Source organism: Rhodococcus sp. 7Tela_A2 (assembly GCF_049311045.1).
In the GTDB taxonomy this organism is placed as follows: domain Bacteria; phylum Actinomycetota; class Actinomycetes; order Mycobacteriales; family Mycobacteriaceae; genus Rhodococcus.
In genome coordinates this window covers 11,762-30,329 of sequence record NZ_JAXION010000049.1, presented here as the reverse complement: position 1 = coordinate 30,329, position 18,568 = coordinate 11,762, and the positions used below count along the sequence as shown (strand labels likewise).

The 18,568-nt window shown below is 67.5% G+C and carries 16 protein-coding genes; 7 read left to right on the top strand and 9 right to left on the bottom strand.

Annotated elements, in window-relative coordinates; genetic code table 11:
• Positions 1 to 68 precede the first annotated feature (68 nt).
• From TVH25_RS11330 to TVH25_RS11320, 3 genes are all read right to left on the bottom strand, one after another.
• Positions 69 to 2,594, bottom strand: coding sequence for an ABC transporter permease (locus TVH25_RS11330; protein WP_296548929.1), 2,526 nt, complete (start codon positions 2,592 to 2,594; stop codon positions 69 to 71).
• A gap of 13 nt (positions 2,595 to 2,607) precedes the next feature.
• The gene (locus TVH25_RS11325) at positions 2,608 to 3,369 is read right to left on the bottom strand and encodes an ABC transporter ATP-binding protein (protein ID WP_169622656.1); all 762 of its coding nucleotides are present in this window, start codon (positions 3,367 to 3,369) and stop codon (positions 2,608 to 2,610) included.
• A gap of 97 nt (positions 3,370 to 3,466) precedes the next feature.
• Positions 3,467 to 4,228: an SDR family NAD(P)-dependent oxidoreductase gene (locus TVH25_RS11320; protein ID WP_169622655.1), complete on the bottom strand. Its 762-nt coding sequence runs from the start codon at positions 4,226 to 4,228 to the stop codon at positions 3,467 to 3,469.
• 100 nt (positions 4,229 to 4,328) lie between these two features.
• On the opposite strand from TVH25_RS11320, the gene TVH25_RS11315 reads away from it, so the two are divergent.
• On the top strand, positions 4,329 to 5,099 hold the full coding sequence (locus TVH25_RS11315) for a deoxyribonuclease IV (RefSeq protein WP_169622654.1): 771 nt from the start codon (positions 4,329 to 4,331) through the stop codon (positions 5,097 to 5,099).
• A 160-nt stretch (positions 5,100 to 5,259) separates the two neighbouring features.
• Here the strand turns inward: TVH25_RS11315 and TVH25_RS11310 are convergent, their stop codons facing one another.
• The 3 genes from TVH25_RS11310 to TVH25_RS11300 are packed head-to-tail and all read right to left on the bottom strand — an operon-like array spanning position 5,260 to position 7,339.
• Positions 5,260 to 5,853: a TetR family transcriptional regulator gene (locus tag TVH25_RS11310; RefSeq protein ID WP_422424189.1), complete on the bottom strand. Its 594-nt coding sequence runs from the start codon at positions 5,851 to 5,853 to the stop codon at positions 5,260 to 5,262.
• The gene (locus TVH25_RS11305) at positions 5,850 to 6,605 is read right to left on the bottom strand and encodes an ABC transporter permease (RefSeq protein ID WP_422424188.1); all 756 of its coding nucleotides are present in this window, start codon (positions 6,603 to 6,605) and stop codon (positions 5,850 to 5,852) included. The genes TVH25_RS11310 and TVH25_RS11305 overlap by 4 nt, the downstream gene beginning before the upstream one ends.
• Entirely contained in the window at positions 6,602 to 7,339 is a 738-nt protein-coding gene (locus tag TVH25_RS11300) for an ABC transporter ATP-binding protein (protein WP_422424187.1), read from the bottom strand. Before TVH25_RS11300 ends, TVH25_RS11305 begins: the two co-directional genes overlap by 4 nt.
• 123 nt (positions 7,340 to 7,462) lie before the next feature.
• On the opposite strand from TVH25_RS11300, the gene TVH25_RS11295 reads away from it, so the two are divergent.
• The 3 genes from TVH25_RS11295 to TVH25_RS11285 all read left to right on the top strand — a co-directional run bounded on the left by TVH25_RS11295 (position 7,463) and on the right by TVH25_RS11285 (position 10,572).
• Entirely contained in the window at positions 7,463 to 8,050 is a 588-nt protein-coding gene (locus TVH25_RS11295) for an AMIN-like domain-containing (lipo)protein (protein ID WP_422424186.1), read from the top strand.
• A gap of 108 nt (positions 8,051 to 8,158) precedes the next feature.
• A complete protein-coding gene (locus TVH25_RS11290; RefSeq protein WP_169652639.1) occupies positions 8,159 to 10,060 on the top strand; it encodes an ABC transporter ATP-binding protein in 1,902 nt (633 codons plus the stop codon).
• The gene (locus TVH25_RS11285) at positions 10,057 to 10,572 is read left to right on the top strand and encodes a DUF664 domain-containing protein (protein ID WP_422424185.1); all 516 of its coding nucleotides are present in this window, start codon (positions 10,057 to 10,059) and stop codon (positions 10,570 to 10,572) included. Before TVH25_RS11290 ends, TVH25_RS11285 begins: the two co-directional genes overlap by 4 nt.
• An 8-nt stretch (positions 10,573 to 10,580) precedes the next feature.
• Here TVH25_RS11285 and TVH25_RS11280 read toward each other — a convergent pair whose 3' ends face one another.
• Positions 10,581 to 12,419 (bottom strand): DEAD/DEAH box helicase, encoded by a 1,839-nt coding sequence (locus TVH25_RS11280; RefSeq protein WP_169621695.1) that lies wholly within the window; start codon positions 12,417 to 12,419, stop codon positions 10,581 to 10,583.
• A 143-nt stretch (positions 12,420 to 12,562) separates the two neighbouring features.
• On the opposite strand from TVH25_RS11280, the gene TVH25_RS11275 reads away from it, so the two are divergent.
• From TVH25_RS11275 to TVH25_RS11265, 3 genes are all read left to right on the top strand, one after another.
• Positions 12,563 to 13,837: a TrpB-like pyridoxal phosphate-dependent enzyme gene (locus tag TVH25_RS11275; protein WP_169652637.1), complete on the top strand. Its 1,275-nt coding sequence runs from the start codon at positions 12,563 to 12,565 to the stop codon at positions 13,835 to 13,837.
• Positions 13,838 to 13,906: 69 nt separating this feature from the next.
• A complete protein-coding gene (locus TVH25_RS11270) occupies positions 13,907 to 14,545 on the top strand; it encodes a phosphoribosyltransferase (protein WP_169652636.1) in 639 nt (212 codons plus the stop codon).
• 173 nt (positions 14,546 to 14,718) lie between these two features.
• Complete coding sequence (locus tag TVH25_RS11265; RefSeq protein WP_296548918.1) at positions 14,719 to 16,521, top strand: AMP-dependent synthetase/ligase; 1,803 nt, start codon at positions 14,719 to 14,721, stop codon at positions 16,519 to 16,521.
• Between the two features lie 178 nt (positions 16,522 to 16,699).
• On the opposite strand, the gene TVH25_RS11260 is transcribed toward TVH25_RS11265, so the two are convergent.
• Positions 16,700 to 17,314: an alpha/beta hydrolase gene (locus tag TVH25_RS11260; RefSeq protein ID WP_296548916.1), complete on the bottom strand. Its 615-nt coding sequence runs from the start codon at positions 17,312 to 17,314 to the stop codon at positions 16,700 to 16,702.
• A 34-nt stretch (positions 17,315 to 17,348) separates the two neighbouring features.
• Entirely contained in the window at positions 17,349 to 18,524 is a 1,176-nt protein-coding gene (locus tag TVH25_RS11255) for an amino acid deaminase/aldolase (protein ID WP_422424184.1), read from the bottom strand.
• Positions 18,525 to 18,568 lie beyond the last annotated feature (44 nt).

Here is an 18,568-nt window from a genome sequence, read left to right as displayed (position 1 = left end):
GGGGGGGGGTGCCCGGGGGGCCCCGGGCACGCTGTGGATGAAAAGGAAGACTGTGGATCGTCTCCCCGTCAGAGGTCCGAGATCGCCTCCAGCGGAGGGGTCTTCGCGGCACGATTGCCGGGCCACAACGCGGCCAGCACGCCGATCACTCCGGAGGCCAGCAGCATTCCCACGACCTGCGACCACGGCACCGAGATGATGTCGAGTCCCTGGTCGGCGAGAGTCCGTACGAACGCCCAGCCGAAGGACAGGCCGAGGATCACCCCGACGATTGCACCGAACACCGCGATCAGCAGCGACTCGAGATAGATGGTGCGCCGTACCTGGTTGCGTTGCATCCCCACCGCGCGCAGCATCCCGATCTCACGTCGGCGTTCGACCACCGACAGCGCCAGCGTGTTGACGATGCCGAGGATCGCGATGACCACGGCGAGAGCGAGCAACCCGTACAGGATGGCGAGCAGCGTATCGATCTGCTGTGCCTGCTGACCCTTGAACTGCTCACGGTCGAGAACCTGGACGATCACGTATTCCTTGGTGGCGGCCTCGAGGCCCGACCGCACGGCACTCGGGTCCGCCCCGTCCGCGACGTTCATCAGCACGACGATCGCCGACCGGGTCGCCGGGGGTGTGAACTGCTCGTAGATCTGCTGGGACATCACCCAGGGCCCGATGATCTGACTGTCGGTGTAGACACCGGCCACGGTCGCGTCCACGGTGTTGCCGTCACGGCTCGTGACCGGGACCGTCGAGCCGACCGTCCAGCCCTTCTCACTCGCGGTGCTCTGGTTCACGAGCATTTCGTTGCCCGTGGCCTCCGGCACGCCTTCCACCATCTGCAGATCGATCACGTCGTCGAGCACGCCCGTCACCGCCGTGCCGAAACCGTCCTCTCCGTCGAGGTTCGCCCGGACGCCGTGGACCGGCACCACTTCCACCACACCGTCGACCCCTTGCGCCGCGTCGGCCGCCGGCAGCGGAACTCCGAACATCTGCGGTCCGGTGAGCATGAAGTCGGCTTGGACGCCGTTGTCGACGGCAGCGTCCACACTGGCCTTCGCCGAGGAGCCGAAGACACCGATCACGGACACGAGCATGAGGCCCAGGGTGAGAGCGAATGCGGTGGCGGCGGTGCGACGCGGGTTGCGGGTCGCGTTGGTACGCGCCAACCGGCCGACGGCACCGAACGGTCGCGCGAACACCGCACCGAGAGCACCCACGACGGGCCGCGAGAGCGCCGGCGAGCCGAGCAGGACCGCGAGGACGAGCAGGAACGCTCCACCGCCGACGGCGGAGGCCGCACCTCCCCCGGTGCCCTGCGCGCCGAACACGACGAGCACGACACCGACGACGGCCGCGACGATGCCCGCGATCGTGCGCACCCGCAGGCCTTCGACCGTCCCGGTGGACTCTTCCCGCATCGCGGCGACGGGCGGCACCCGTGTCGCGCGGCGTGCGGGGGCGTAGGCACTGACCGCGGTGACGACGATCCCGACGATCAGGGCCACGACGACCGTGCGCGGCGCCAGTTGCAGCGGACCGGACGGCAACCCGAGATCCGCGGCGTTCAGTGCCGCACGTAGACCGTAGGCGAGCGCGACACCCGCGGCGATACCGATGACGCTACCGATCAGTCCGACGACGAGCGCCTCGAGCGTCACGGAGCGGCCGACCTGTTTCCGGCTCGCGCCGATGGCCCGGAGCAACGCGAGTTCGCGGAGTCGCTGCGCGACGATCATCGAGAAGGTGTTGTAGATGATGAACGTCCCCACCAGCAATGCGATCGCACCGAAGGCGAGCAGGAAGTAGTTGAGGAAGTTCAGTGCTTCCGAGACCTCCGACTTGGTCTCTTCGGTGACCTCTGCCCCGGTCTGCACCTTCATGCCCGGCACAGCCGCCGCGACCTCGTCCCGCAGTTCGTCCGGGGACAGGGAGCCGTCGCCCGCAATGTTGAGGTATCCGACGTGCCGGCCATCGGTGAACAGCGACGACGCCTGCGATTCGGTGAACATCGCCCCGATGTAGCCGCCGGTGTCGGTCTCGAGGTTGTAGATGCCACTCACCGTCACGGGGACCATGCCCTGCGCGATGGAAAGGATGGAGGTCTGGTCTCCGACGTCGAGGCCGCCGCGCTCGGCGGCGCTGGCGTTGAGCGCGATCTGGCCGTCTTCGGCGGGCGGAGTGCCCTCGATGAACTCCTGCGACTCGCCGACGAATTCCTCGGGCGGGAAGTACGCGTACCCCTCCACCGGGGCGCCCCCGGTCTGGATCGCCGCACCGTCGGAGCCGAGAAGGACGAGCGTACCGCCGATGTACGGGGTCGTTCGGTCCACGGCGGGAAGCGCCTCGACTGCCGCGATGTCCTCGACCGGCACGCCGCTCGAACCGGATTCCTCGGCGCTCACGCGAACATCGACGCCCTGCGCGACGTCGCCGAAGATACCGTCGAACGTGCGCTGCAGCGTGTCGGTGAAGACGAACGAACCGGTGATGAACGCCGTGCCGAGCACGACGGACAGCACGGTCAGCGCAAGTCTCACCTTGTGCGCGGCAAGATTGCGCAATGCCACCTTGCGGATGGGATTTCCACTCATGCTCGGAACGCTCCTACTTCGCCAGAGGTGACATGGCGGCAGGATCGAACTGCTTCATGCGATCCAGGACCGAGTCGGCGGTGGGGTCGCGCATCTCGTCGACGACACTGCCGTCGGACAGGAACACGACCCGGTCGGCGTACGCGGCGGCGCGCGGGTCGTGCGTGACGATCACGACCGTCTGCCCGAACTCGTCCACCGAGGCACGCAGGATGGACATGACCTCTCCGGACGAACGCGAATCGAGGTTGCCGGTCGGCTCGTCACCGAAGATGATCTCGGGGCGGCCGGCAAGCGCTCGGGCACACGCGACGCGCTGCTGCTGACCACCCGACAACTCACCGGGTCGGTGGCCGAGGCGGTCGCCCAGACCGAGGCGCCCGACGATGGTGTCGAGCCACTCCTGGTCGACTTTCCGTCCGGCGATGTCGACGGGCAGCGTGATGTTCTCGAGCGCGGTGAGCGTCGGGACGAGGTTGAACGCCTGGAAGACGAAGCCGACGCGGTCGCGACGCAGTTGCGTCATCTCCTTGTCGGACAGGCTCGTCAGATCGGTGTCGCCGATGAACACTGCGCCGGAGGTCGCGCTGTCGAGACCGGCGAGGCAATGCATCAACGTCGACTTGCCCGATCCTGACGGGCCCATAATGGCGGTGAATTCACCGGCGGCGAATTCCACCGTGACACCGTCGAGTGCGTGAACGGCGGTTTCGCCTGTTCCGTAGATTTTCTTGAGGTCCTGGGATCGGGCTGCGGGAGCCGAGTGCGATGGCATGAAACCATCTTCCTCGGCCGCACCCTCTCGCACCATCGGGGAGGACCCTGATCCCTGTTTCAGGGATTCTGCGGGTGCACGTGCGTCGGCAGCGGCTTCAGGCCCAGCGTGCCTGCCCACCGTCGAGCGGAACCGTCGCGCCGGTCAGGTAGCGGGCATCGTCGCTGACGATCCACGCGACCGCACGGCCGATGTCTTCCTCGCAGTCGCCGATACGCCGCAGCGGGATGGTCGCGACGAACTCCGCGGCTTCCTCGGGGCGGTTCTCCGTCCACCACTCCAATCCCGGGGACATCGCGTGGGGCGCCACGGCGTTGACGCGGATACCGTCGACACCCCATTCGGATGCGGCGGCCCGGGTCAGCGATCTGAGTGCCTCCTTGACCGAGGCGTACCCGCCGTACCCGGACATGTCCCAGCGCACGGCCGCGGAGCTGACCATATTGACGATCGAGCCCCCGCCGCGCGCCTTCATCAGGGGATACACCGTCTGCATCGCGTGCAGGGACGCCACCGGCCCGGTGCGGTAGGCGTTCTCCATCAGCTTTGCGGTGAGGTCGAGAACGGGTCCGAGCGGGTTGAGACTCGCATTGTTGACGAGGATGTCGACGCCCCCGAACAACTGAGCCGTCCGCTCCACCGCGGCGGTGATCTGGTCGAGGTCGGCGATATCGCATCGGAGCGGCTCGGCGGTGCCGCCCACCTCCCGGATCTGCCGGACCGTGTCGTCGAGCTTGCTCTCGGTGCGGCCGGTCACCGCGATGGCGGCGCCCTCACGGGCCAGAGCCAGCGCGACGCCCTGACCGATTCCCTGCCCGGCACCGGTGATCAGTGCAACCTTGCCGTCCAGCTTGCCCATGAGATCTCCCTGTCGTCGGCGTCGACCGAATCAAGCAGATCCTGCGATCGCGCGCGGTATTGCCGTCCCGCTGACCGGGAAGCTCCCCTACCCTGGGTCCATGCGGATAGGCGCCCACGTCCGTCAGGACGACGACCCCATCGGGCAGGGTGAGCAGCTCGGCGCCGATCTGGTGCAGCTGTTCCTCTCGGACCCACAGAAATGGGACACCCCGGGTGAGCACCCGAGGAAGGATCAGATTCTCGCGTCGGACATCGACGTGGTGGTGCATTCGCCGTACGTGGTGAACGTCGCGAGTCTCAACAACCGGCTGCGCATGCCGTCCCGGAAGGCTGTCGCCGACCATGCCGAGGCTGCGTCGCACATCGGGGCTTTCGGCCTGGTGGTCCACGGTGGACATGTGCGCGACGGCGAAAATGTCGCGGCCGGTGTCGAGAATTGGCGGAAGCTGTTCGAACGCCAGGAGGACAAGGGCGGCTTCCCGGTGCCGATCCTGGTCGAGAACACCGCGGGCGGTGATTTCGCGATGGCGCGGTACATCGACGCGATCGGCAGGCTGTGGGATGCCATCGGCGACTACGGCGCCGGTTTCTGTCTCGACACCTGTCATGCCTGGGCGGCGGGCGAGGATCTCGTCGGCATCGTCGACCGTGTCAAAGCGGTGACCGGACGAATCGACCTGGTGCACCTCAACAATTCGAGAGACGAATTCGATTCGGCGCGCGACCGGCACGCGAACCTCGCCGACGGCACCATCGATCCGCAGTTGCTCGCCGAGATCGCCGTGGCGTCCGGTGCGCCCGTCGTCCTGGAGACGCCCGGCGCCGGTATCGCCGACGACATCGCGTACCTGCGCGAGCACACCGCGTAGGGCTCAGGAGGTCGCGGCGTCGCTGCGCCACTGTCCGATGCCCACCACTCTCAGCAAGGCGAGGGCTTCCGCAGCGGGTGTATCGGCGCCGCCGAGTAGACCAGCACGGGCTGGTCCGCGTCGGGTATTTTCGTCGATCCCTTCGGGCGAGTGCGGTCGGTCAGCCCGACAGGTCGCCGGTGAGGTAGCGCTGAAGCGTCGGAGCGACGATCTCCACGATCCGTCCCGACGGCAGCGACGCGAGCGGTTCGAAGGCGAGGATGTACCGCACGAGCATGATCCCGGTCATCTGGGTCGCCACGAGTTCCGCCCGAAGTCGTCCCGTTCCGGCGGGGTGGTCGATCCGGGCGAGCAGCGGTTCGAGCGCGACCTCGAGCAGCAGGGTCCGGATCAGACTGCCCTCGCCACCCGCGATCTCCGAGCGGAACATCGCGACAGCGGCGTCGCGGTGCTCGGAGTCCCACAGCCCGATGACAGCGGCGGCGAGAGCGTGTCCGAGGCCCTCGAGGGGCGACGCGTACACCGGCGCAAGAACGTCGTGCGGATCGACGGGCAGTGCGATCGACGCGGTGAACAGATCGACCTTGGAGCCGAAGTAATGATGCACGAGGGCCGGGTCGACATCCGCTTTCGCCGCGACCGCACGAATCGTGGTCTTCTCGAAACCGTTGGCGGCGAAGAGTTCCCGTGCGGCGTCGAGTATGGTCTCACGCGCGCCGGATGTTCCCGGCCGCCGTCCCGACCGCGGGCTCACTGCGTGCGACGACGCAGTGTCGCCGCCCCCAGCGCCAGCGCCACCGCGATGAACCCCACGACGACGACGAGATTGCGGAGCATCGGACCCGTGGTTCCCTGCCGACTCGCGACCTCCTGCAACGCTTCGACCGCGTAACTGAGCGGAAGGACATTGCTGATCCAGCGCAGCCAGTCCGGGAGATCCTCGCGCGCCACGAGCAGGCCGCACAGCAGGAATTGCGGAATCACGAGTACCGGCATGAACTGCACCGCCTGGAACTCGGTGCGGGCGAACGCACTACACAACAATCCCAGCGAGACGCCGAGAACTGCCACCAGGATCGCGATCACGAGAACCCACGCGACCGGACCCGCGGCGGCGACACCGAGCAGCCCGAAGGCGACCGCGCACGCGAGTCCCGCTTGCACCACCGCAGCCGACGAGAACGCGCTGGCATATCCGGCGAGCAGGTCGAGTTTCGCCAGGGGCGTGGCGAGGATCCGCTCGAGGGTGCCGGACACCCGTTCACGTTGCATGGCAATGGACGTCACGAGGAACATCACCACAAACGGCAGTATCCCGAGCATGACTATCGCGATCCGGTCGAACAGCGATCGGCCGTCCGGGCCCGGGGGGACGTTCTGATACATGAAGTACAGCAGGATCATCAACAGGCTCGGCACCAGCGTGATCATGACGACCGTACGGTGATCTGTCCTCAGTTGCCGCAGTATCCGTACGGTGGTGGCGGCATAGATTCCAGGATTCACGACCGTGCTCCCGTTCGGGTTCGGATCAACCGGAGGAATGCGTCTTCGAGAACCTCTTCCCCGGTCTGCTCCCGCAGTTCTCGGGGGGTGAGTTGAGCGACGAGGCGGCCGTCGCGCAAGAGCAGCAGATCGTCGCAGCGGTCCGCCTCGTCCATCACATGACTGGACACCAGTACCGTGACTCCCCGCCGGGACAGCGAGCGGAAGTGTTCCCACAGTTCGACTCTCAGCACGGGATCGAGACCGACCGTGGGTTCGTCGAGTACGAGCAGATCAGGATCACCGACGAGCGCGCACGCGAGCGACACGCGCCCGAATTGCCCACCGGACAGCGCGTCGGCGCGGGTGCGGGAGTGGCTTCCGAGCCCGACTGCCTCGATCGTCTCGTGGACGGTGGAGCGAGGTCTGCCGTAGAGGGAGGCGAAGTAGGCGACATTGTCGGTGACGGTCAGGTCCGGGTAGACGCTCGCCGACTGGGTGACGTACCCGACGCGACGGCGGAGTTCGACTGCCCCGGCGGGGAGACCGAGCACGGTCACCGTGCCGGATTCGACGATCTGCCCGCCCACGATCGAGCGCATGAGCGTGGTCTTGCCACAGCCCGACGGGCCGAGCAACCCGGTGATCGAACCGCGCGTGACCTGAAGGGAGACCTCGTCGAGGGCGAGATGGGAACCGCGGCGAACGCGAAGATCGTGCACATCCACGGCGAGGGAGTTCGATGGAGTATTCATCGCGACTCAATTCATCGAGCGTTGAAATATGCGTTACGCCTACTGTCCGCCGTGATGTGATCGACGTCAAGGCCTCCGAGCGCCTTCCCGGATTCCCGAGTTGCGCGCCGTACCATGTGCCCCATGATTCGCACCCGTATCGGCCTCGCCGTCTCCGCCGCCGCGTTGGTTCTCGCGGGTTGCTCCGCTTCGGACAGCGATCCGGCACCCTCGCCGGCCGTGTCGGTGAACACGCCGACCACGCAAGCGCCCGAGCCGGACTCCACGAACACCCCCACCGATGCGGCCGACAAGGTCTCCCCCGCGGGTGCGGGAGCGAAACTCACGGTCACGGACATCCGGACCGGCGTGCACGAGGGCTTCGACCGCGTGGTGTACGAACTCGACGGCGAAGGCACACCCGGATGGCGGGTCGGCTATGTGGCCGAGGCCGTCCAGGACGGGAGCGGCAACGAGGTCACCGTCGCCGGCGATGCCGTCCTGCAGGTCCTGATCGACGGATCCGCCTACCCGTTCGACAGCGGTGTCGAGCCGTACGCCGGGAGAGATCCCGTCCTCGCCGCACCGGGCGGTTCGGTGGTCGAGGTCACCGGCTCCGGCGTCTTCGAAGGCGTCACCCAGTCGTTCGTCGGCGTCTCCGAATCCGGCACCCCGTTCGCGGTCTATTCGCTCAGTGACCCGGAGCGCGTGGTGATCGACGTCGCCCGCTGAGGCGGAGAGAGCAAAAACGGTTGGGTCCCGGAGCGCCCGGAACCCTAGGCTTGACCTCTAGCGCACTCGAGGTTCTACCGTCGGGTGCGAGCTGAGGAGGCCCCGTCCATGAGTATGGAAATCACCGCGTGGAACGCGATGTACAACGCGATGCACGCAGAGAGCGATCGACGCCCGTTCTCGCGCGCCACCCTGAAGCGGATCGCCGCGTTCGCCGGTCCGCACCGGCGGAACATCACCATCTACCTCCTCCTGAGCGTCGCGATCGCCGCGCTCGGCGTCGCGACACCGGTCCTCGCCGGCCGCGTGGTCGATGCGATCGTGGACAACGCCGCAGTATCGGTGGTGGTGTGGCTCGCCGTGATCATCGCCGCACTCGCACTCGTCGAGGCCGGCCTCGGCATCGCCAACCGGTGGTTGTCCTCGAGCATCGGCGAAGACCTGATCCTGGATCTGCGCACCACGGTGTTCGACCACGTACAGCGGATGCCCGTCGCGTTCTTCACGCGCACGCGCACCGGCGCACTCGTCTCTCGTCTGAACAACGACGTGATCGGCGCGCAGCGCGCCTTCAGCGACACCCTGTCCGGGGTGGTCGGCAACCTTGTCACCCTCGTCATCACCCTCGTGGTGATGCTCGGGATCTCCTGGCAGATCACCCTGCTCGCACTGCTGCTGCTCCCCATCTTCATCGTGCCCGCCCGCCACATGGGGACTCGGCTCGCGCAACTGAGCCGCGAAGCGGCGAACCACAACTCGGTGATGAACACCCAGATGACCGAACGGTTCTCGGCGCCCGGCGCCACGTTGATCAAGCTGTTCGGCCGGCCGTCCCAGGAATCCACCGAGTTCGCCGTCCGCGCGCGCCGGGTGCGCAACATCGGCGTGCGTACCGCGATGCTCCAGAGCGTCTTCGTCACGGCGCTGACGCTGGTGTCCGCGCTCGCGCTCGCGCTCGTCTACGGGCTCGGCGGCTTCTACGCGCTGCGCGACCAACTGGACCCCGGGTCGGTGGTCGCGATGGCCATGCTGCTCACCCGCCTCTATGCCCCGCTCACCGCGCTGGCCAGTGCCCGCATGGACGTGATGAGCGCGATGGTGAGCTTCGAGCGGGTCTTCGAGATTCTCGATCTCGAACCGCTCATCAAGCAGTCCCCCGACGCCCGCGACGTGCCCAAAGGCCCGGTATCGGTGGAGTTCCGAGACGTGAGCTTCGCGTATCCCTCTGCCGACAAGGTGTCGCTCGCGTCGCTCGAGGAAGTCGCGGTGCTCGATTCCCGCGGCGGTGAGACGGTGCTGCACGATCTGTCGTTCCGGGTGGAGCCGGGGCACATGGTTGCCCTCGTCGGATCGTCCGGTGCCGGTAAATCGACTGTTGCACAATTGATTCCGCGTCTCTACGACGTGGACACCGGCTCCGTGTCGCTGGGCGGGGTCGACGTGCGCGACCTGAGCACGGATTCGATCCGCAGCACCGTGGGACTGGTGACCCAGGACGGACATCTGTTCCACGACAGTGTGCGAGCGAATCTGCTCCTCGCCCGGCCCGGCGCCACCGAAGACGAACTGTTCGACGCCCTGCGCCGCGCGCGACTGGCCGACCTGATCGGGTCACTGCCCAACGGACTCGACACCGTGGTGGGCGAACGGGGCTACCGCCTGTCCGGCGGCGAACGCCAGCGGCTCACCATTGCGCGTCTGCTGCTCGCCCATCCGCAGGTCGTGATTCTCGACGAGGCCACCGCGCACCTGGACTCGACGTCCGAAGCCGCGGTGCAGGAAGCACTCACCGAAGCACTCGCGGGACGGACATCGGTGGTCATCGCGCACAGACTGTCCACCATCCGGGCCGCCGACCAGATCCTGGTGGTCGAGGACGGCCGAATCGTCGAGCGCGGCACCCACGCCGAACTCCTCGCGGCGGGGGGCCGCTACGAAGAACTCCACCGAACCCAGTTTGCCGATTCAGGACCGAAGTCGTCCGCGTTGGTTCCCACACTGGGGTCATGACTACGAACGAATCGGAACTGATCCTCTCACTGCTCGACAACCAGTACTCGGCGCTTCGCACTGCGGTGTCGGACCTGACCGAGGAACAGGCACGTTCTGTGCCGAGCGCGTCGTCGCTCAGCCTCGCGTCACTGCACAACCATCTCGTGCAAGGGCACGCCGCTGCCGCCGACCGGATCGCGGGCACGGTGAACCCGGACCGCGATCCCGTCGAGGACTGGCAGTCGGCGTGGCTGGTCGACGACGCCGACAGCGCGGCAGGCCGGCTCGCACGACTCGACGCCGTCGCCGAACAGTTCGCTGCGGTGCTGCGTGCCGAGCCCGACCTCGACCGTGTCGTCGACCTGCCGGCAGATATCGCCCGGTGGCTGATACACGACGGCCCACTCACCGTCCGGTTTCTTGCTCTACACCAGATCGAGGAGTGGGCTCGTCATGCGGGTCATGCCGACGTCATTCGTGAATCGATCGACGGCGCGACCGCCGCTACGCTCAGCGGTGCGACGTGGTGACCTGACGGTCAGTCGCGGCCACGGAATCCGCCGCCGCTCTGCTCGCGACGGTCGCCGCGATCCTTGCGGTGGGTGAAGTCTCCGCTGCCGCGGCGCTCGCCACCGCTTCGACGGTCGCCGCCGCGGTCGTCGCGACCACGGTAGTTGCTGCTCGGCCGGCCTCCGGGTGCACCCGAATCGGGCTGCAACTGGATGAGCACACCCGAGATGCGGGTTGCCCGCAGCGCGTCGAGCGTCTGCGCCGGCAGATCCTTCGGGAGTTCCACCAGGCTGTGGTCGGCGCGGATGCTGATGTGTCCGAAGTCGCCGCGGCGGAGGCCACCCTCGTTGGCGATGGCACCGACGATCGCACCCGGCTGCACGCGGTGCCGCTTGCCCACCGAAATCCGGTAGGTAGCCATCTCCTGGCCGTCGCGACCGACCTTCGGACCGTCGTCGAATCGACGCGCGGGGCGCTCGCGCGGCTCGCGTTCACGGCGCGGAGCGGCGACGGGTTCGGGCTCGTGCTCCAGGAGGAACGACTCGCCGTCGCGCGACATCAGGGCCAGAGCGGCCGCGATGTCCGCGAGCGGTACGTCGTGCTCGCGCTCGTAGTCCTCGATGAAGGTGCGGAACAACTGGAGGTTCTCGGACGCGAGCGCCTCGGTGATCGCGTCGTAGAACTTCGACACACGCTGCGCGTTGACATCGTCGATGCTCGGCAACTGCATTTCGGCGACCGGCTGGCGGGTGGCCCGCTCGATCGACTTGAGGAGATGCCGTTCACGAGGGGTCACGAACAGCAGCGCGTCACCGGTGCGTCCGGCGCGACCGGTACGGCCGATGCGGTGCACGTACGACTCGGTGTCGTGCGGGATGTCGTAGTTGACCACGTGGCTGATGCGGTCGACGTCGAGGCCACGTGCCGCGACGTCGGTCGCCACGAGGATGTCGAGCGCACCGCTCTTGAGCTGGCCGATGGTGCGCTCACGCTGCGCCTGCACGATGTCGCCGTTGATCGCGGCGGCGGAGAACCCACGGGCGCGCAGCTTCTCTGCCAGATCCTCGGTGGCCTGCTTCGTGCGGACGAAGATGATCATGGCCTCGAACGACTCGACCTCGAGGATCCGGGTGAGGGCGTCGAGCTTGCGCTGATGGGATACCGACACCCAGCGCTGGGTGGTGTTCGCAGAGGTCGTCGTCTTCGACTTGACGGTGATTTCCTGCGGGTCCTTCAGGTACTTCTTCGACAGACGGCGGATCGCGCCCGGCATGGTCGCCGAGAACAACGCGACCTGCTTGGTCTCCGGGGTGTCGGCGAGGATCCGCTCGACGTCTTCCTGGAAGCCCATCGTCAGCATCTCGTCGGCCTCGTCGAGGACGAGGTATTCGAGTTCCGAGATGTCGAGGGTGCCCTTGGCAAGGTGATCGATCACACGTCCGGGGGTACCGACGATGACCTGTGCGCCGCGGCGCAATCCGGCCAGCTGAACGCCGTAGGCCTGGCCGCCGTAGATGGGCAGCACATGCAGCCCGGGGATGTGTGTGGAGTACTTGCCGAAAGCTTCCGCGACCTGCAGTGCAAGCTCGCGGGTCGGCGCAAGGACCAGCGCCTGCGGCCGCTTCTTCGTGGTGTCGATCCGCGAGAGGATCGGCACCGCGAATGCGGCAGTCTTGCCGGTGCCGGTCTGAGCGAGACCGACGACGTCCCGTCCCTCCAGCAGTGGTGGTATGGTCGCCGCCTGAATCGGCGACGGGGTCTCGTAACCCACGTCCGAAAGGGCCTGCAGCACACGGGGGTCGATGTCGAGATCGGCAAACGTGATAGCTGCGGTCTCCTGGTTGGGGGCGTCTTCGATTTCACTCATTTGACCAGCAGTTTATCGGATCGGTGCGGCTTGCCGCGCCATACCCCGGCTATGAGAGTGCTTTCACCTCCCTGCCAGGGCGTGTTCGCTCACACCTTAGGGCACGCGACCACGCCTTCCCCGACAACGAGAGGACCGCCGCTGTGCCGGACTCCCAGGCCATCCCCACCCACTGGTACAACATCGCCGGAGATCTGGACGTCGCGCCTCCTCCACACCTGCATCCCGGCACCCGCGAACCGGTGACCGCCGACGATCTCGCACCACTGTTCGCGACAGGCTTGATCGAACAGGAGTTGTCCACCGAGACGGACATCGCGATCCCGGACCCCGTCCGCGAGGCGTATGCGAACTACCGCACCACGCCGTTGATCCGCGCCCGCTCGTTCGAGAAGGCACTGGGGACCCCGGCCCGCATCTACGTCAAGTACGAAGGGGTCAGCCCTGTAGGCAGTCACAAAGTCAACTCCGCCGTCGCGCAGGCCTACTACAACTCCCTCGACGGGGTCACCCGGCTGACCACCGAGACCGGCGCCGGGCAGTGGGGCTCGGCACTGGCGTTCGCGTGCGCCAAGTTCGGTATCGACCTCGAGGTGTGGCAGGTGCGCGCCTCGTACGACTCCAAGCCCTACCGGCGCTTCCTGATCGAGACCTACGGCGGCACGGTCCACGCGAGCCCGTCGGAATTGACCGAGGCGGGGCGTGCGGTGCTCGCCCGGGACCCCGACACCCCGGGCTCGCTCGGCATCGCCGTGTCCGAAGCCGTCGAGGTCGCGGTGAAGGACCCGCACGCCCGGTACACGCTCGGCAGCGTGCTCAACCACGTCGTGCTCCACCAGACGGTGATCGGGCTGGAAGCGGTCGAACAGCTACGCGCAGCGGGCGAGGACAACGCCGACGTCGTGTTCGGCTGTGCCGGTGGCGGTTCCAACCTCGCCGGCCTGGCGTTCCCCTTCATCCGGGAAGTGATCCACGGTCGAGCGAGAACGCGTGTCGTGGCCGTCGAGCCGACCGCGTGCCCCTCGATCACGCAGGGTGAGTACCGGTACGACCACGGCGACATCGCCGGACTGACGCCGCTGCTGAAGATGCACACCCTCGGACAGGACTTCATTCCCGATCCGATCCACGCGGGTGGGCTCCGGTACCACGGCATGGCGCCGCTGCTGAGCCACACCGTCGAACTCGGATACGTCGAAGGCCGCGCGGTCCGTCAGACCGACGCCTTCGCCGCCGCGGTCGAGTTCGCGCGGAACGAGGGAATCGTTCCCGCCCCCGAGGCGTCCCACGCGATCGCGGCAGCCGCCGACTACGCCCGGGGGCTCACCGAGCCCGAGGTCATCGTGATCGGCCTGTCCGGACACGGCCAGCTCGACCTGCCCGCCTACGACGCCTATCTCTCCGGGCGCCTGACTTAGCCGATCCGGGCGGTAGCCGATCCGGGCGGCACGCGGTCCACGACGTGCCGTCCGGCCCATACTGGAGAGGTGCCGTATGCCTCTCGAGAGGACGCCGGGCGGAAGCTCGCCCGCGCGGCAAGGCACCTGCGCGACACTCGGGATCCCGTGGTGCTGGCTCTGCCGCGCGGGGGGATCCCCGTCGCGCGGGAAGTCGCCCTCGCTCTGAGCGCACCGCTCGACGTTCTGGTGGTGCGCAAACTCGGGGTGCCGTGGCATCCCGAGCTTGCGATGGGAGCCATCGCGGAGGGCGGGTTCCGCGTCCTCAACGAGGACGTCGTCCGGGTGAGCCGGATCGACGACGACACGATCGATGCAGTCGAAGCGCGAGAGCGCACGGAACTCGAGCGGCGGGCCACCCTGCTCCGCGCCGGGCACGCGCGACTCGAGTTGTCGGCCCGCACCGCATTGATCGTCGACGACGGGATGGCTACCGGCGCCACGGTCGCGGTGGCGTGCCTGGCGGCGCGTGCGAGCGGCGCCGTCGTCGTGATCGTGGCCGTGCCCGTCGCCTCCCCCGAGGCTGCCCGCCGGGTTGCCCGGGTCGCCGACGAGGTGCTCTGCCCGTGGATTCCGCGCGATACGAACAGCGTGGGTGCCGCGTACGACGACTTCCATCAGCTCGAGGACGACGAGGCCGTCCGGATCCTTCGCAGCACTCGATTGTGATCTGCAACTCATCGACCATGTAGCATCGTGCCCATTACCCGGCGGTAGGTTGTGTTGTGCACATCACGCTTATCGGACTGTAAATTATTCGCAATTCGGACGCCCGGGTGATGCAAATCCCAATGAACTGTGATGCAATGCACACCGCAGATTCAAAAAGATGGAGGGTCGCAGTGAGTGAGATTGCCGTACCACAGTCGTTCTCGATTCCGGAGAACGTCTCGATGGCCGATTCGGTGTTCCGGCACGAGAAGGAATCCCCGGAGTTCGTAGCGTTCGAGCGGCCCATGGACGGCAAGTGGGTGAAGGTCTCCGCACGAGAGTTCGCCGACCAGGTCCGCAGTGTCGCCAAGGGCCTGATGGCCTCGGGCGTCGAGTTCGGTGACCGCGTCGCGATCCTCTCCGGGACCCGCTACGAGTGGGTCCTGCTGGACTACGCGATCTGGACCGCGGGTGGCGTCACGGTGGCCATCTACGAGACCTCCGCCGCCGATCAGTCCAAGTGGATCCTCGAAGACTCGGGCACCTCGATTCTCGTGGTGGAGAAGGACGAGTACGCCGACGTCGTGCGCGAGGTCGCCGACGCCGCACCCGCCCTTCGCGAAATGCTCACGATCGAGCCCGGCTCCGGCGGCAAGAGCGCCGTCGAGGAACTCATCGCCCGCGGCGCGGCGATCACCGACGAGCAGGTCGAGGAACGCCGGGCTCAGGTCGTCGCGGAATCCGGCGCGACCCTCATCTACACCTCGGGCACGACGGGCCGCCCCAAGGGTGTTCTGCTCAAGCATCGTCACCTCTACGCCGAGTCGACGGCGTGCGCCATCGCCCTGCCCGAGAGCATGCAAGCCGGCCGTCGCACGCTGCTCTTCCTGCCACTCGCGCACGTCTTCGCACGTCTGATCTCGTTCGCGGCCTTCGACAGCCGGGTGACGGTCGCGCACACCTCGGATCTGACGACCCTGCTCGACAAGTTCGCCGAGTTCCAGCCCGACTTCATCCTGTCGGTGCCCCGGGTCTTCGAGAAGGTCTACAACTCCGCGAAGCAGAAGGCCTACGACGGCGGCAAGGGCAAGATCTTCGAAAAGGCCTCCGACGTCGCGATCCAGTACAGCCAGGCGCTCGAGACGGGCGGACCGGGCCTGGGCCTGAAGATCAAGCACGCGGTCTTCGACCGGCTCGTCTACGGCAAGCTGCGTGCTGCTCTCGGCGGCAAGGCGAGCATGGCCGTCGCCGGCGGTGCCGCACTGGGCGCGCGCCTCGGACACTTCTTCCGCGGAGTCGGCGTCAACGTGCTCGAGGGCTACGGCCTGACCGAGACCACCGGCGGCATCATCATGAACACCCCCGCCGCACAGAAGATCGGCAGTGTCGGCAAGCCGTTCAACGGCTGCGCCGCGAAGATCGCCGAAGACGGCGAACTGCTGCTCAAGGGCCCCCAGGTCTTCGAGGGCTACTGGCAGAACGACGAAGCCACCAAGGACGCGATCCGCGAGGGCTGGTTCCACACCGGCGACATCGGTGCGATCGACGAGAACGGTTTCGTCTCGATCACGGGCCGCAAGAAGGAACTCATCGTCACCGCGGGCGGCAAGAACGTCGCTCCGGCGATCCTCGAGGATTCGCTGCGTGCGCACCCGCTGATCAGCCAGGTGCTCGTCGTCGGTGATTCGAAGCCCTTCATCGGCGCACTGATCACCATCGATCAGGAGGCGCTGCCGGGCTGGCTCGAGCGCCACAGCCTGCCGGCCGGGACTCCCGTCGCCGACCTGATCAAGAACGCGGACCTGATCGCCGAGATCGACACTGCGGTCGCCGACACCAACAAGAAGGTGTCCAAGGCCGAAGCGATCAAGAAGTACCGGATTCTCGATACCGACTTCAGCATCGAGACAGGCGAATTGACGCCGACGCTCAAGCTCAAGCGGAACATCATCCACGAGAAGCACGGCTCGGAGATCGCCTCGATCTACAACTGATCGAGACAGCTTCGTAGCAACACTGCGCACTGTGCCCCGCGCCCCGCCCGCGGGGGGGCCCCTGCCGTTCCCCCCCCCAGGGGGCCCCCACCCGGCCCCCCCCCCCCCCCCGGGGGGGGCCACAGTGCGTTTCACACCAGCTGGGTCACACCATCGGGCACGCCGCCGCCCGGCGCGTTCACGACACCTCGAGCACGAACCCGGCGACCTCGTCCGTCACGAGCCGGTGTCCCGGCTCGTGCAGCAGGTCGTGCCCCGCATCGGCAAAGTCCCGCCACCGCAGGGAGGGGATCGACGCGGCCCACTCGCGCACGGGTCCGACGGGAGCCAGCCTGTCGTCGAGGCCGTGTAGTCCGAGGGCCGCCAGGCCGGTCGCGGAGAGCAGAGCCGCGGTCTCCGGAACGGCAGCCCGGCGCGGGGTGCCGCACAGCACCACACCGCGGAATCGTGCGGCATCGGAGCGCAGAAGTGCCAGAGACGACGCCGCGCCGAGCGAATGGCCCATGAGCACGAGCGGCACTCCACTCGGTTCGGCGACAGCGGTGAGTGTCGCGAGATCCGCGGCATGGTCCGCTGTGTCTCCGACCTGCCCCGGTTGCCCTTCCGACAATCCGTGCCCTGCCAGATCGAGGCCCCACAGTGCGATGCCGTGCGCGGCGAGTCCTCCGGCGAATCGGTGGTAGTGACCGGTGTGCTGCCCCATCCCGTGCGCGAAGACCACTCCGGCGCGGGGTTCGTCGACGGACCAGTGCCGCCAATGCATCCGGCCGGTGCTTCCCGGGAAGAAAGGCATGGGCGCATCCTTCCATCCGGTCACCGCCGGCCGTTCACCAGCAATGACCCTCGCCACGGTAAGTGGGTACCTCGACGCGGGTTTCGCCGTCCACAACGTACAACCGATCGAAACGCTCACACAGTTCACCGGCCTTCGCGTGCCGAAACCAGACCCGGTCGCCGATCGGGATGTCCCGTGCCGCACGACCCGTCACCGGTGTCTGCACCTCGCCGGCACCCTCGTTACGGAGCAATCTCAGTCCCGCAGGGCGCACGGGGCGCGGCACCCGCGAGGTGGAGGCCGGTCCCGAGGCGATGTACCCGCCGCCGAACAAGGTCGTGATCGCCGCTGCGGGTTTCCGCACCGCGGGCAACGCGAAGAAGAGCGACGGCTGGGGCGTGAACGCCCGGTAGTGGTCGAACAGGGTGGGGACGTAGAGTCCCGATCCGGCGGTGACCTCGGTGACGACCGCATCGGCGGAGCTGACCTCGAGAGAACCCGTTCCACCGCTGTTGACGATCTCGAGGTCGCCGACGACGGCACGCACCGCGTCGACCACGGCGCCGCGCCGGGTGGCGAGTTCGGCAGCGGACGCGCGCTTGACCCAGCGGACCGGAGCCGAAGAGTCCGGGAGACCGGCGATCTGGGCTTCGTAGAACATCGCTCCGACTACGGCGAAGCCGGCGGAGTCGGCACGGCGCGCCAGCGCGGCCACCTGGTCCGGGGTGCGCAGCGGCGAACGCCGCACCCCCAGGTGCACCGGTCCGAGGCGAAGCGATGCGTCGACATCCACGCACACCCGTGGCCGTACACACGCCTCCCCCATGGCATTACGGATGATGCTCAGGTGCGCGTCCGAGTCGATCATCAGCGTGATGGAGTCGAGCGCGGCAGGGCGGGAAGCCAATTCGGCCAGTGCACCCCGGTCGACAGTCGGGTAGCCCATCAGTACGTTGCGCGCTCCTTGTTCCACGAGCCACAACGCCTCCCGCAGGGAGTACGCCATGATCCCCCGAAATCCCTCACGCTCCGTCAGTCCGGGGCCGAGAACCTCCTCGAGGACCGCGCGGCACCGCACCGATTTGCTCGCGACCCGGACGGGCGTGCCTCCCGCACGCCGGACCAAGTCCCGCGCATTGCCGCGCAGGGTCTGCAGGTCGAGTGCGGCGAAAGGCGGATCGAGCTCGGTGGTGGCGGCGTCGAGTCGGTCGAGGGCAGCGTGGAGCAAGGCACATCCATCCGGTTGTCGGTCGGAAACGTCGGTCGGGTCGA

Excerpts from the sequence above, each read along its gene's own strand:
- TVH25_RS11315 (WP_169622654.1), top strand. The coding sequence starts at position 4,329 with ATGCGGATAGGCGCCCACGTCCGTCAGGACGACGACCCCATCGGGCAG.
- TVH25_RS11300 (WP_422424187.1), bottom strand. The coding sequence starts at position 7,339 with ATGAATACTCCATCGAACTCCCTCGCCGTGGATGTGCACGATCTTCGC.
- TVH25_RS11280 (WP_169621695.1), bottom strand. The coding sequence starts at position 12,419 with ATGAGTGAAATCGAAGACGCCCCCAACCAGGAGACCGCAGCTATCACG.
- TVH25_RS11295 (WP_422424186.1), top strand. The coding sequence starts at position 7,463 with ATGATTCGCACCCGTATCGGCCTCGCCGTCTCCGCCGCCGCGTTGGTT.
- TVH25_RS11290 (WP_169652639.1), top strand. The coding sequence starts at position 8,159 with ATGAGTATGGAAATCACCGCGTGGAACGCGATGTACAACGCGATGCAC.
- TVH25_RS11320 (WP_169622655.1), bottom strand. The coding sequence starts at position 4,228 with ATGGGCAAGCTGGACGGCAAGGTTGCACTGATCACCGGTGCCGGGCAG.
- TVH25_RS11325 (WP_169622656.1), bottom strand. The coding sequence starts at position 3,369 with ATGCCATCGCACTCGGCTCCCGCAGCCCGATCCCAGGACCTCAAGAAA.
- TVH25_RS11285 (WP_422424185.1), top strand. The coding sequence starts at position 10,057 with ATGACTACGAACGAATCGGAACTGATCCTCTCACTGCTCGACAACCAG.
- TVH25_RS11330 (WP_296548929.1), bottom strand. The coding sequence starts at position 2,594 with ATGAGTGGAAATCCCATCCGCAAGGTGGCATTGCGCAATCTTGCCGCG.
- TVH25_RS11260 (WP_296548916.1), bottom strand. The coding sequence starts at position 17,314 with ATGCCTTTCTTCCCGGGAAGCACCGGCCGGATGCATTGGCGGCACTGG.